This window comes from Staphylococcus sp. 191 (assembly GCF_011174885.1).
In the GTDB taxonomy this organism is placed as follows: domain Bacteria; phylum Bacillota; class Bacilli; order Staphylococcales; family Staphylococcaceae; genus Staphylococcus; species Staphylococcus coagulans.
Window position 1 is genome coordinate 17180 of sequence record NZ_PNRJ01000021.1, and the last position, 13971, is coordinate 31150.

Below are 13971 nucleotides of genomic sequence, written 5' to 3' on the forward strand. Positions count from 1 at the left end.
CATTTCAAATTTACAATTATTTCCGAGGGTCCCTTCATTACATTTTATAGCTAAATATGACGCAAAATATGACGCAAAAATTTTATCAATTACTACGGTTGTATAGTTTGTAAATATACCCTCATAACATACATTTACCCCAAAAAGTAGATTGAAAATCTAAAAATTTATCGTCATCGTTGTGTCTATTTTGAAAAAGATGGCTTATCGTTTAAATGTATCAAGCAATGTTAAGGTGTTTAATAAGAAATATTTACCAGCGGACTGGGTTGCTTTATAACCATGGCCCGCTTTGACGTGTCGATACATTGCGACGCCCATAATGAGATTAATCATTACGGCTCCTAAACGTACAAACTTCACACCTGCTTTGCCAAATGTAGAAGTTAATAATAAGATAGAACCTACAATTTCAAATACCCCAGCAATTTGCATCAAGTTTTTGTTTATATTAAATGCTTCTTTAAATTGTGTTGCCATTGCTTCATCATTTCTCACTTTTGGCAAACCACTTTTAATAATATCCTTTGCAACGTAAGCATTAATCGCATGATTTAATAACATCATACAACCTCCTAATTTTTTAATTTGATGATTCTTTTTTTGATACACGAAGGGCAATGAGTGTCCCAATTAAGCTTAGAAATGCAACCACTTTATACGTCCATTGCAATCCAAAAATGTGACTGGCAATAGTGCTACCTCCATGTCCCATAGCGAGTTGTGTTAGTAACGTAACCAGTAACCCCGTTCCAATCGCAGCAGAAATTTGACGTAACGTGTTATTCATTGCAGTCCCATGCGGGATGAGTTCTCTTGGTAGAGCATTAAGTGCTTCAGTTGTCATTGGCACCATAATGCCAGAGTTACCCAACATCATCACTAAAAATGATAAGACGATATAAGTGATAGATGATTCTGCATTTAAAAACGAGAGAAGCAATGTGCCGATAAAAATAAGCGTCATCCCACTCACTGCGAGAATGCGTCCGCCAATGATGTCATACAATTTACCTGTCACAGGTGAAAGGAGCCCCATCACCAGACCACCCGGGAGTAAAATGAGACCGGATTGAAGCGGCGTTAAGCCACGCATCGTCTGCATATAGATTGGAAGTATTGTCAATGTCCCGATAAATATCAAAAACATCAGAATGACTAAACTAATTGGTATCGTAAAAGCCCGATATTGAAACACACGTATTTCAAGCATAGGTGTCTCTAATTTAAGCTGTCTCATAACAAAAGTGACCAATGTCACGACGGCTACGAGAAGTGTTAAATAAATGATAGGATTGCCCCATCCAAATTGACTGGCTGAACTAAAGCCGAATAATAAACCGCCAAATCCAACCGTTGATAATATCACGGATAAAATATCAAGTTTCGGTTTGGATAATTCAGTCAGATTCATCATTTTAAAATAACCGAATAATAAATCAATCACTGAAATGATGAGTATGATTAAAAATAAATAGCGCCAATCAAATGCAGTAACAAACCAACCTGCAGCAGTAGGCCCGATTGCTGGCGCAAAACCAATGACTAATCCGAAAAGCCCCATGGCCATACCGCGTTTTTCTAATGGAAAGACAAGGAATAAAAACATTTGTGTCAGTGGCATCAAAATCCCTGCACCCATTGCTTGAATCGCCCGACCTACTAAAAGTAATGTGAAGTTAGGCGCGAGCATACATAATAAGGAACCCACGACGAATAACAGCATAGCTGTAAAGAATAACCGTCTTAATGAAAAACGCTGTGTAAGATAAGCGGTTATCGGAATCATAATCCCGTTTACAAGCATGAAGATGGTCGTTAACCATTGTGCAGTGCCACTTGTAAGACGAAATTCCTCCATTATTTTAGGAATCACAGTCGTCATTAAAGTTTGATTGAGTACTGCGATAAAAGCACCAATCATCATCATTGCGATTGCAGGAATATGATGTTGCATCGAATCGTTCGAAGTAGCCCTATCCGACATATACGTCACCTCTTTCTAAACGGAATTGACTATCACTTATTTTAAGCGGAATGCATTCCATTTGTCAAATTTGCAAATTCCATTTAATATTAGAGGCATAAAAAATAAGGAGGCCATTATGGATATACAAAATATAGAGAAGAAATTAGAAATCAATGAACAAAAACAATTCAAAGGTCGTGTTGAAGCGCTCAATTACTATACACGACAATTTATGTATCATGTCCCGTTTGAAAATTTGGATGTCCAAAATGGTGTTCGTATTTCAACAGAATTGGACGATTTGTATGACAAGCTCATCAAGCGTAATCGTGGTGGGTATTGTTATGAAAACAATACATTCTTTGGTGCTTATCTCGAAGAAAAAGGCTTTGATACGCATTTTGTAGGTGCAACGATTCATACACCTAATGGCGGTCGGAGTCGATTTGGGACGCATATGTCATTGATTGTAGAAATAGAAGGTGAAAGTTACGTTGCTGATGTAGGCTTTGGAGATTTACCTGCAGATGCCCTTCATGTCACACATGACGGTTCAGATATTGTGGAAGATATTGGAGGTACTTATCGTGCAGTATATATTGATGACACTATTCATGTTCAAAAATGGGTCGATGAAGAATGGCAAACGAAATACGAAGCAGAGCCACAAGCACGCGATTTAGACTATTTTTCTGACAACATCGAATACAATCAAACCAATCCTAATTCTGTATTCGTCAAACGACTTATTGTCACAATGCCTAAGCCATACGGTAGAGCAACAATGTCTCACGAAAATTTAACGATTTCAAAAGAAGGCAAGAAAGAAAAACACGATGTGACATCCGAAAATTACAAAGCAATTTTGAAAAAATACTTTGGATTAGACGTTACTGTATCACGTTTGGAGCAAGATACAGAAGAATAAGACAAAGGTGTGTTGCATATGACAAGCAAAGAGACGACAAAACGTTTAGACGCACGTAGAAACGAGAAAATGATATTAGAAACAGCAACAAAAATGATTGGCGAAAATGATGATATCAAATCTATCAGTATGTCGGCGATTGCAAAAGAAGCAAACGTAGGCGTAGGGACATTATATCGTCATTTTGATAGTAAATCGATGCTATGTCGAGCAGTGATCGATGACCAAATCGATGATATGTTCATAGAAATTGAACATTTTTTGTCACAAAATGAAGATGCACCATTGCATAAAAGGATTTATGGTGCACTAGCCATTTTTTTAGATTTGAAAGAGCGCAATTTAAAATTACTGAGCTTTATTGAAAAGAACGGCTTAAAAGCGAATGCGACAAATGCTGCACCTTTTTATGGTGACTTGTACCGCATTATACAACAAGAGATTGAAAAATCTAGAAATATTGAAAACATAGAATTGAAGTTGGATATGTTATTCAACGCTTTTTCTTCAGACATTTATATGTATGAACGATTTACACGCGGTTATACAAGAGAAGCGTATTTAGAGAAATTACTCAAAATATATTTAAAATAAATGGAGGCTTTTAAATGATAGACTTTAAAAAAACAGCGTTAATTTTAGTAGATATACAAAAAGGGATTGTCGCTTTAGACGGTGCACCGCATTCAACTGAATCGGTAGTGAACCATGCGAATCAAGTGATTGAACAATTCCGTGCGCATAATGGCTTTATTGCTTTTGTACATGTGGCTTTTTACGATGGTAAAGACAAACTTCAACCGAATGCGATGGTGCAACTGCCTGACGAATCTGATCCTACTTTTTCTGATTTTCCAGAGCAATTGGATTATCGTGAAGGAGATTACGTCGTAACGAAAAGACATTTTAGTGGCTTTTTCGGTACGGATTTAGATTTACAGTTGAGACGCCGTGGCATTGATACGGTAGTCATTGGTGGCATTTCTACGCATATGGGTGTTGATACAACAGCACGAGACGCTTATCAGTACGGTTATAATCAATACTTTTTAACAGATATGATGACAGCACCGGCTGAACATCTGCATGATTTTTCTGTTAACTATACTTTCCCAGTGATGGGGCAAACGATGACAACCCAAGCATTTTTAGAACAATTAACTTAAGTGAGTTGGTTCTTTTATACCACTTACTTGGTCTAAAGTGACGTGCCATGCGTAATTACAAAATATGCATTCTATAACGGATTGAACACAAAGCACAGCGTGTTTTCAATGTGTTGAGTCCGTTTATAAAAGTGTAAATCACCTGACATCATCTGTATGTATATACGACTGACACAATGTATGTCAAATGCGAACTGTCAAAATAAAAAAAGAGAGAGGTTTTGTCAATGAATTTTGAAGCATTGGAATCGCACATTGGACTCACAGCCTCAGAAAAAGAAGGGAACACCCTTGAAGATTTAACATCATATATCCGAAAATTTTTATATACAATTCCGTTTGAAGCGATTGATATTTATAATGGAAGAACGATTTCAACAGATGTGCAAACGAATATTGATAAATTTACAAAAAAACATCGTGGCGGTTTATGTTATGAAAACAATGTAGTCACAAACGCTTATCTGACAGCACGAGGCTTTGATACGATAATGGTTGCTGGTTATGTGAAACCCCCTAAACGAGATTGGAAGAAGCGGGCGACGCATTTAACAAATATCGTTACTATCGATCATCAGTATTATTTGGCAGATACCGGATTTGGTCATTTTCCGAGTCAGCCTATTCCATTGACTGGTGAAGTGGTTGAAGATGAAGACGATTTTTATCGAATTATTTATGATGATGACTCACAGAGCTATTTCGTTCAAACAACAAAGAAAAATCAAGAAAATTGGATTGACCTATTGAACTTTAAACGAGAGCCACGAGCTTTAATTGATTTTATGAGAGATTTTGATTATACGGTTTTTAATCCACAATATAATTTTAAACATCATTTGCTCATTAATAAAAAAACTGATAACGGTCATATCACAATGACAGAAAATCACGTTAATTTAATACAACACGGAAATAAGCAACAAATTGATGTGACCCCTACTAATTATAAAACATTATTAAAGCAATGTTTTAATATTGATGAAACAATTCCAGCATTAGAACAACAGTAGTGTGATGTCGTCATTTCCATGTAACAATGGGGATGGCGTCTTTTTTTATGCCTCCACGTTTTATGGATGGAAGTTATCTTCAAAAGCATAATCATTGTACAAATGGTCATAAGAAATACTGAATAAATGAACAATATGAAGGAGTATCATTGCGTATTCTTATAGAAACGTAAGTGTGAATGAAGCACAGAGCACGCAACTACTGAATTTATGAGAATTTTATTAGCTTTGCGCGGTTTTATTAAATGATAAATGAGTTGTAGGTTTTGAATGTTGTTTTGACAGCTGATAATCGATATTGTCTCTAGAAGACATAAATAAAGAGAGGCTGTATATCCTTAGAAATATGTTTGTGTAGAAACTAAAAAGCTTGTATTAAAAGATGAGTTTATTTTTTTAATAAGCAAAAAATGCAAGCATGTATAAATGGAAGTTATTGATTTTGATGCAACAACAATCACCTAGTCAATCCACAATATAAAGGCAAATGGACCGTTGAATTACCCCCTTTTTTCATAGGTGTAATGATAGTGTTAGATATACATCCGACTGACGTAAAAGCTGATAAAGATACAGCGCAAGACATAGTAGAAAAATGATGGGTCAAAACAGTTGGACCCGGCCCCAAAAACATATCACTGATGAATATAACCGACAGCCCTTCACAACAGCTACCAGTAGTATGATAGCCAAAAGAAGAACAATCAGCGCAATAAGTACCATCGTCATATGAACCAAATATCTAAATATACGGATCATCATATATCTCAATCTATAAAGCGTCTGACTTCAAACACCCACCATTCGCCTTATACAGATGTGAAGAAAGCAACGATTAATTTTGACGTATTGTTTTAGTGGCGTTGGATACGTTATTGATTATAGGGAGACGTGTAGAAAAAGTAAAAAATACCATTCTAGAACTTTAGACCTGAATAATTGAGGCGACATCTTTTAATAAAACGACATCGTCTTAATTTTATGTGTACTTGTAATAAAGCCCTACATCAAGTGGTGTACGCATACAGGAGGTGCGACGGAAATAAATCGATTTCTGTCTTGGTCTTGTTTTTATATATGACAAAAAAGTTATGACTTTTAAATGCGTATTTTATGTATAGAAAGATACTTATTAATTATTAACTTTAAGTTAATAATTAGCCTAATATATCAATGAAAAACAGTAAAATTAGGAAATTTCAATTTTTATAAATTATGAGAATCTTAACTTTTTATTATTATAATGCAATATCAAAAAGAAAATGTATAATTAAATTATCGTAAATGATAAGAATTTCTAATAAATAGATTTTATTTGTTAAAACTAAAAGTGTATCAGCGATTATAATAAGGAGGATTTTAAATAAGTGAGACAGAGAAAAAATAACAACTTAAACCTTTTTAACAATAAGCGACAACGATATGGTATTCGAAAGTGTACTGTAGGTACAGCATCATTATTAGTTGGAACAATATTAATTTTTGGCACACATGCACACGATGCTGAAGCAGCAGAAGTTGAACAAGAAGCCGTAAAAGTCGATAGTCATCTAATGGAAGTACCTCCTGAAGAGACACAAGTAGCGGAAAAATTAACAGAATTAAAGGTATCACATCAAGCTGAGAATATTGAAGAGAAACCAGTTTTACAAAATGAAAGTATTCAAAATAACGAAAAAGTAGAAGAACAGTGGAATCTTCAAGAGCAATCAAGTGAGGTTCCCACACAGAGTGGTTCCGCTCAAGTTATAGATACGTTACAGAATAAAACGCCTGATGTGACTACAAAAGAAGCAACATCACTAAACGCACAAGTACAAAACGTAGCTCAGGTAACAAAAGAAAAAATACCAACCACAGCAACGGCCTCTGAAGCACAAACAGGTACATATCGAATTGGTGATTTAGTATGGGAAGATGTTAACAAAAATGGAAGACAAGATCCAGGTGAACCGGGCGTACCAAATGTTCGTGTAGAACTCAAGGATTTAAATAGTAAAGTGTTGAAGACTGTATTTACAGACGAAAATGGTCATTACATATTTAGTGGTATTAAAAAAGGACGTTACTATGTTCAATTCTACACACCCAAAGGTTACACACCTACGCGTATACATGAACATCAAACAACACCTGAAAATGATTCTAATGGTAGAGTAACGCTTGTAGATATTACAGATAAAGACGACTTAAATGCGGACTTCGGTGTTTTCAAAAATGCAAATGAAGCAGAAAAGACATATAGAGTCGGTGATTTAGTATGGGAAGATGTTAATAAAAATGGAAGACAAGATCCAGGTGAACCTGGTATTACAGGTGTGACGGTCATCATTCTCAATGATCAAGAAAAAGAAATCGGTCGTACAGTAACGGATGCACAAGGCCATTACACATTCAAACATATTAAAAATGGAAGATATTCAGTCATTTTTGAGACACCCAAAGGCTATCAACCGACAATCGATCGTGCACCACAAGTGCCTCAAGACTTAGATTCAAATTATATTAGTACAATAGTGGATGTTAAAGATGGTGATAACCTTACTATTGATAGTGGTTTCTTTAAAACGAATCCAACACCACCGACACCAGAAGAACCAAAAGCACCGGAACAACCAAATGAACCAAAACAACCAAATGAACCAAAAGTACCGGAACATCCGAATGAGCCTAGTCAACCTGCACCACAAGTGCCGGAACAGCCAATAGGCCCCAAAGAAGCAACACCTAAAGAACCTGTACCTGCCTTACCAGAAGCGCCAGGACATGAAAAACAACAACCAAAAAAACCAGGAAATAAAGAAATCGTTATTCCTTCAAAACCGCTTGTGCCAAGCGAAACAGTAACACCTGATAAAAAAGTTAATCCGCAACCAACCTTACCCAACACAGGTAAGGAAGAAGCCGATACAACATTGTGGGGCACGCTTTTAATCAGTTTAGGCGCATTGTTTGCTGTTGTGAGACGTCCAAAAAGAGCGAATAAAGAATAATTAAAGCAACATCAAAATTAGAATGGGTTGAGACATTTAAACATCTCAACCCATCCATTTTTGTATATGATATTGTAATCCCAATCGTCTGGACTGAGGCGATGAATCTAATCAATTACGCGTGATTCACCGTTTACAAATTTTTTAAGTACTTTATTTAATGATGCCTCTGCTTCTTGATCAAAGATGTAATGACCATCCTCAGCATAAGAAATATGTTGATCAAGAATAAAACGACCTTTATGAATGGTATCCGCACCTAACTCTTTAATGACAGGATCCAAACTATACTGCATCGCAAGTGTGTGTGCAAATGAGCCACCAACGGCTAGAGGTAAAACAGTTTTACCTGTAAAAGCACCACGTGGTAATAAATCTAAATATGTTTTCAAAATCCCTGAATAAGCTGCTTTAAATACTGGCGAGACGATGACGATACCGTCTGAGTTTTCGATTGATTGATGTGTTGCAGTAACCGATTCACTTGTAAAATCAGCTGTGATTAATGCTTTAGCATCTAATTGATGCACTTGAATGACTTCTGTCTCTATTCCTCTTTGATTAAGAAACTGCTCTGTATAGTCAATAACACCTGTTAGACGGGATACCACTTTATGCCCACCTGCAATAATGGTTACTTTTGACATTTAAAAACCTCCTTTATTTCTACACATCACGACCTACTTACAAGAATAAGAAGCAAGCCATTCTTTATACACCATAGTATAGCATTTTAGCAACATGTATTTAAGAGTAACTGTCACTCATGATATAGAAGAAAAAGCATGGACTTATGAGCAATAAAGGCAACACTTTTATGAAATATAAAAGAATAAAAAGAGATTAAATCATTTTTTAGGGAGAAAAAATGACTGATATTAAAAATGAAGAGAATAAAAATAAGACATGTTTTTAAGTGAAATAGATTATCTATTTTGTAAAAATGAAGATAAAACATATTCGTAGTTTAATAATTTTTTATTATAACATTAATATATTTGAAGGTGCAAATATTAATTTGAAATAAAATAAGTATTATAAGACTAATGACATAATATGTCCACCTCGTTTATTACAATAAAACTATGTCATGAGGAGGAGCATATGAATCAACCTTATCGATTATTATCAATTTACACTGACTTAATTTTAGGCAGAGAAATTAACAAAGTATATGTTGCAAATGAGTGGGGCGTGAGTTGTAGAACGATACAAAGAGATATCGCTCACATACGTAACTACATTCATGAGAGTGATGATTGGCAAATTCTAGATGATCCAGTTATTTACAATCATGAAACTGAGAGTTATTACTTAAATACTGAGATTCAAATCAATAAAAATAATAGTATTTACGCGCACGCTTTAAAAAGAACAGTACGGAAATAATAGATGTATATAAACAAAATATAGCGTGAAATACATCTATTATCATAACTTTATCGATGGCCGTTTCAATATGCATTAGAAGTATTTTCATTATTTCTCTGTGATGTACACTAATAGGGATTCAAAAATTAGGAAATAATTTGCAGTTTTAGTTAAGCGTTTTCAATGCGCTTGATTAATTTTAATTTCATATATAAATATAGGTTATATTTTTTTGTGCTTAAAACCTATATTGATAAAAATGAAATTAAAATGATTAATACAATTTAATATTTGGAGGAAACATTTATTATGAAAGCAAGTCATCAAGGTGGTCTATCACCGAACAAACAAAACAAGTATTCTATCAGAAAATACACGGTAGGTACGGCGTCTTTACTTATTGGGACAACTTTAATTTTTGGCGTACATGCGAAAGACGCGAGTGCAGCTGAAGAAGTTGCAAAACAAACACAATTAGCCGAAGAGAAAACAGAAGACACGGCTGAAGCAACAGGAGAACCAGATTCTGACCTTATTCCAGAAGTGCCAACACAAGATACGAATCAAGATAATGCTATAGAAGATTTACCAGAAGAAGGAGCAACTTCTGAAAAGGCTGTTAATAATGCAGAGCAAACACAACAAGATGAAAATCTGGCTGAAAAACAGCAAGGTGAAGATAAAGCTTCATCAAAAACACAACCGACGCCAACAGAAAAATCCGCTGAAAACGAAGAAGCGGCAACAGTTGATGAAAATAAAGAGCAACAAGCAACTGTAGCTGAGCGAAAAGCTGTAGTGTCTCAACCTCAAGAGACTGAGAAAAGTAATGCTACGAATACAACGCCAACGCCAACGACTACAGAATCAACACCTCAACCAAAACAATTAGCTGAAACAATGAAACAAGTGACAGCTTTGGAAGATAGTCAAGAAAAAGAAGCGAAATTAGTAGATTACTATTCTAAAAATGCAGGCGTGAATTCAGAAACTGCAAAACAAGTTGTACAAGGGATGAACCTTGACTATCAAAATCTTGATTCAGATCAACTAACAGCAGAAATGTTAATTGCACTTGCAAACAAGCAAGAGCAAAATACACCAAAAGCAACACCTGTTTCGTTAAAACCAAGAAGTGCAATGGTGAGAAGCGCTTCATTTGCGGATGTTCAACCAACTGCACTGTCTGGTAAAAATGTTAACAATATGATAGTACTTAAAGAAGCAAAAATTGTAGAAGATAGAGATAAGCAAGATGGGATTTTAGAAGCGCATGACGCAGAAGCGGTCAACTTTACTGCTTTGTTTACAATTAATGATGAGGTTAAACAAGGTGACACCTTTACCGTTAATTATGGAGATAATATTGCACCAACAGACTATGATTTAGGTGCATTCAAGCCTGTAGATATTAAAGACCAATCTGGTAAGGTTATTGCTACTGGGGATTATAACAAAAACACTAAAACAACAGTATATACTTTTACCGATTACGTAGACAAATACGAACAAGTAACAGCGTACTTAGATATGTTTGCATATGTAGATAGAGCTGTAGTGCAAAATGAATCTAAGAAGTTACCAATTACATTTACAATTGCAGACAAACCGACTACGGTATACAAAGATGTGAAATATTCAACTTCTGAAGTATTGGGGAAAGCCTCTATAAACGCTTTTTTCAATGATGTTGAAAAAAGTAAGAATACAGTAGAGCAAATTATCTATATAAATACAAAAAAGAATACAAATTATTCAACGGCAACACTTAATATATATGGTTATGGCTTATTAAAACCTATAATTCCTGGTGCAAATAATATTGATCGAAATACTAAAGTAGAGATTTATAATGCTAAAGACGGTTCTTTACTTCCAGATTCAATGAAAATTTTAGATTATAACAAATTAACAAACGTAACATATAAATATAGTGTAAATTATGGTAAAAATGGACAAGATTCGGCAAGTATAAATTTAGGGAATTTAGCATCAGATGTATATGTTGTAAAAGTAACGAGTAAGATAGATCCAAATTCTGCACATGATATTTATCAATCGGCCCAACTTAATGTAGATGATGGACGCTATAATTATAGCGTTATGAAATACAACTTCGCGAAATGGACTGCTGATGCTTCTGGAGGAGATTCTCAATTAATACCACCTCCAGCCAAAACATATAAAATCGGTGACTATGTATGGGAAGATGTCGATAACGATGGTATTCAAGGAACGCACAAAGATGAGAAACCATTAAAAAATGTATTGGTAACGCTAAAATATGCGGATGGTTCATCTAAGTCTGTAAGAACAGATGAAAAAGGATACTATGAATTTGATGGCTTAACTGATAAAGAAGCATATACAATTAGTTTTGAAACTCCTAAAGATTATGCCCCTGTGAAAAAAGAACAGGGCGAAGATAGAGGGAAAGATTCGAATGGAACAGATGTAATTGTAAAAATCGATGGTAAAGACAACATGACAATTGACTCTGGATTCTATAAGCCTGTCTACAAGCTAGGAGATAAAGTATGGAACGACCTTAATAAAGATGGTGTTCAAGGCGATAATGAGCCAGGTATATCTGGTGTGAAAGTGACATTAAAAGATAAAGCAGGTCAAAAGCTTAAAGAAACTCAAACAAATAAAGACGGTAAATATGAGTTTACAGACCTTCCAAATGGTGAGTATCAAGTAGATTTTGAAACGCCTGAAGGCTATGTTCCAACAATTGAAAACACGCAAGATGATACAAAAGATTCAGACGGCCCTTCAAATGCAAAAGGTGTTATCAAATATAAAGATAACTTGACAGTAGACCAAGGATTCTACAAAAAAGAAGAACCAAAATACAAAGTTGGAGATAAAGTTTGGGAAGATGTTAACCATGATGGTGTTCAACAAAATAGTGAGTCTGGTATTGCTGGTGTAAAAGTGACGCTCAAAGTTAAAAATGGCAATGTCATTGAAACGAAAACAACAGATGACCAAGGTAAATATATATTCGAAAATGTTGCAAAAGGTGAATACACAGTAGAATTCGAAACGCCACAAGGTTATAAACCAACGCTTATCGGTAAAGGAAATGCAGATAAAGACTCAAATGGAACATCTGCTGAAATCACTGTGACTCAAGATGACCTCACAATCGACTCAGGATTCTACCAACCAACATATAACTTAGGTGATAGAGTTTGGGAAGACACAAATAAAAACGGAATTCAAGAAGAAGACGAAAAAGGTATTCATGGCGTTAAAGTGACACTGAAAGATAGCAAAGGTGCAGTGTTAAAAACAACGAGAACAAACACTAAAGGTGACTATATCTTTACAGATCTTGTAAACGGTGAGTATCGAGTTGATTTTGAAACGCCAGCAGGTTATGAGCCAACTGTAGCAAACAAAGAAGACGATACTAAAGATTCAGATGGTCCATTAAATGCAGAAGCAATCATCAAAGATAAAGATAATTTAACAGTAGATCAAGGTTTTTATAAAAAAGAGGAACCTAAATATCATGTTGGAGATAAAGTATGGGAAGACACAAACAAAGATGGTATCCAACAAGATAGCGAGTCTGGGATTTCCGGTGTAAAAGTGACTTTAAAAGGTAAAGATGGCGAAACCATTGAAACGAAAGCAACAGATGATCAAGGTAAATATTTATTCGAAAATGTTACCAAAGGTGAGTACACTATAGAATTCGAAACACCAGAAGGATATAAACCAACAGAAATCGGCAAAGGTGACGCCGATAAGGATTCTAATGGTACGTCTGCTAAAGTGACAGTCGACAAAGATGACCTCACAATCGACAGCGGATTCTACAAACCAACATATAGTCTTGGTGATAAAGTATGGGAAGATACAAACAAAAACGGAATCCAAGATGAAGATGAAAAAGGTATAAAAGGTGTTAAAGTAACGCTTAAAGATAGTACAGGCGAAGAATTAGACACGACTGTAACAAATGATAAAGGTGAATATGAATTCAAAGATCTTCCAAATGGAGAATATGAAGTAGACTTTGAAACGCCAGAAGGTTATGTTCCGACAGTGGCGAACAAAGAAGATGATACTAAAGATTCTGATGGACCTTTAAATGCAAAAGGTGTCATTAAAGATGAAGATAATTTAACAGTAGACCAAGGTTTCTACAAAAAAGAAGAGCCACCAGTCCAAAAACCAGCGACATACAAAGTTGGAGACAAAGTATGGCACGACACAAATAAAGATGGTATTCAAAATGTAAATGAGCCAGGCATCAGCGGTGTAACAGTAACATTAAAACAACCAGATGGCACATTGATCACAACGAAAACAGATAAAGATGGCAACTACATCTTCAAAGATTTACCGAATGGTAAATACGAAATCAGCTTTGAAACACCAGAAGGTTATGAAGCAACAACAGCGAATGTAGGAGATGACGCATTAGATTCAGACGGAACAAAAGTTGAAGTCGAAGTGAACAATGCGGATGATCTTACAATCGATAGCGGCTTCTACAAACCAACATATAGTC

At 35.3% G+C, this 13971-nt stretch carries 10 protein-coding genes; 7 read left to right on the forward strand and 3 right to left on the reverse strand.

Translation table 11 applies throughout. From position 1 onward, the window contains the following. Nucleotides 1-204 precede the first annotated feature (204 nt). A complete protein-coding gene (locus C1H58_RS11065; protein ID WP_165546191.1) occupies nucleotides 205-564 on the reverse strand; it encodes a DoxX family protein in 360 nt (119 codons plus the stop codon). A 19-nt stretch (nucleotides 565-583) separates the two neighbouring features. Further along, nucleotides 584-1987 carry a DHA2 family efflux MFS transporter permease subunit gene (locus C1H58_RS11070; protein WP_207554660.1) on the reverse strand — a complete coding sequence of 468 codons (1404 nt, stop codon included), beginning with the start codon at nucleotides 1985-1987 and terminating at the stop codon, nucleotides 584-586. Nucleotides 1988-2105: 118 nt separating this feature from the next. On the opposite strand from C1H58_RS11070, the gene C1H58_RS11075 reads away from it, so the two are divergent. The 5 genes from C1H58_RS11075 to C1H58_RS11095 all read left to right on the forward strand — a co-directional run bounded on the left by C1H58_RS11075 (nucleotide 2106) and on the right by C1H58_RS11095 (nucleotide 8069). Next, entirely contained in the window at nucleotides 2106-2897 is a 792-nt protein-coding gene (locus tag C1H58_RS11075) for an arylamine N-acetyltransferase family protein (RefSeq protein ID WP_050329804.1), read from the forward strand. Nucleotides 2898-2915: 18 nt separating this feature from the next. Beyond that, complete coding sequence (locus tag C1H58_RS11080; protein ID WP_165546192.1) at nucleotides 2916-3491, forward strand: TetR/AcrR family transcriptional regulator; 576 nt, start codon at nucleotides 2916-2918, stop codon at nucleotides 3489-3491. Between the two features lie 14 nt (nucleotides 3492-3505). After that, entirely contained in the window at nucleotides 3506-4063 is a 558-nt protein-coding gene (locus C1H58_RS11085; protein ID WP_165546193.1) for an isochorismatase family protein, read from the forward strand. A gap of 227 nt (nucleotides 4064-4290) precedes the next feature. Further along, nucleotides 4291-5076 carry an arylamine N-acetyltransferase family protein gene (locus C1H58_RS11090; RefSeq protein WP_165546194.1) on the forward strand — a complete coding sequence of 262 codons (786 nt, stop codon included), beginning with the start codon at nucleotides 4291-4293 and terminating at the stop codon, nucleotides 5074-5076. Nucleotides 5077-6443: 1367 nt separating this feature from the next. Next, the gene (locus tag C1H58_RS11095) at nucleotides 6444-8069 is read left to right on the forward strand and encodes an SdrD B-like domain-containing protein (protein ID WP_165546195.1); all 1626 of its coding nucleotides are present in this window, start codon (nucleotides 6444-6446) and stop codon (nucleotides 8067-8069) included. Between the two features lie 107 nt (nucleotides 8070-8176). Here the strand turns inward: C1H58_RS11095 and ssuE are convergent, their stop codons facing one another. Beyond that, nucleotides 8177-8716: an NADPH-dependent FMN reductase gene (gene ssuE / locus C1H58_RS11100; RefSeq protein ID WP_165546196.1), complete on the reverse strand. Its 540-nt coding sequence runs from the start codon at nucleotides 8714-8716 to the stop codon at nucleotides 8177-8179. Nucleotides 8717-9173: 457 nt separating this feature from the next. Here ssuE and C1H58_RS11105 point away from each other — a divergent pair, with 457 nt between their 5' ends. Both C1H58_RS11105 and C1H58_RS11110 read left to right on the forward strand, forming a co-directional pair. After that, nucleotides 9174-9458 carry a hypothetical protein gene (locus tag C1H58_RS11105; RefSeq protein WP_060829308.1) on the forward strand — a complete coding sequence of 95 codons (285 nt, stop codon included), beginning with the start codon at nucleotides 9174-9176 and terminating at the stop codon, nucleotides 9456-9458. Nucleotides 9459-9749: 291 nt separating this feature from the next. Continuing rightward, on the forward strand, nucleotides 9750-13971 hold a 4222-nt coding region (locus C1H58_RS11110; protein WP_165546197.1), incomplete at its 3' end, for an SdrD B-like domain-containing protein.